1 protein-coding gene and 1 pseudogene are annotated in these 808 nt (G+C 66.6%); both read right to left on the minus strand.

Translation table 11 applies throughout. The annotated features are described in order from the left end of the window. Positions 1-91 (minus strand): annotated as a pseudogene (locus tag H0H10_RS41580) (SCO3933 family regulatory protein); the annotation flags it as partial. Between the two features lie 125 nt (positions 92-216). After that, positions 217-808: GntR family transcriptional regulator (locus H0H10_RS02265; RefSeq protein ID WP_188179083.1), on the minus strand; the 592-nt coding region annotated here is incomplete at its 5' end.

An 808-nucleotide genomic window follows, 5' to 3' on the forward strand; every position in this document is an offset into this window, starting at 1 on the left:
TCTCACCGGTCTGCCGGTCGCGCACCTTCGGCGCCGGAGCTTCGGTGAGCAGGATCGTGGCGGCCGAGGCGTCAACGCGGATCACACGCACAGGGATTGCTCCTTCTGAGAGTTGATCAACCCGCCGACCTGACAAGTTGACTTAGCAAGCTCGACCTAAGGATGCCAGGTTGACTTGTCAAGCTGCTATCGCGGGGCTTCACTCCCGGACGGGGCTCAGCTCAGGCGGTAGGTGTCTTCGAGTTCCTGCTGGTCAGCGGGCAGGAGCACGTCAGCGACCTGCAAGGACCGGCCGGAGGCGTCACAGGCGACGACCAGGACACTCAGCACGGGCATACCGTCCGGCAGATCCAGCAGTTCGGCTTCACTCGCTTCGGGCAGCCGGGCCGACACACGCTCGACCACGTGGTCGAAGCGGACCTTCTTCCGCGTTTCGAGGTGTTCGCGAACACTCCCACTCAGAGGCTCGTCGGTCCCCAGCTCAGTACCCTCGACCAGGCCGACGGGGAAGTACGACGAGACCAGCTCGACAGCTTCACCGTCCTCCTCGACCAGGAAGCGACGCATGAGGACTTCGGTCTTCTTCGGCAGGCCGAGCGCCGAGGCGACCCGAGCCGGGACAGGTACACGCCCGACTTCGATCAGCCGCCCCGCACCCTGCGACTCGTCGCGCTCCAGCGCCTCACGCCCCCGCCGGTCCTTCTGCTCGACGACTTCCGGCCGACCGCGGACGATCGTGCCGTACCCCTGCCGGGACTCGAGCCAGCCGTCCCGCTTCAGCAGCTCCAGAGCCCGGACGACGGTCGGG

It is taken from the genome of Streptomyces griseicoloratus (assembly GCF_014534645.1).
GTDB lineage: Bacteria > Actinomycetota > Actinomycetes > Streptomycetales > Streptomycetaceae > Streptomyces > Streptomyces griseicoloratus.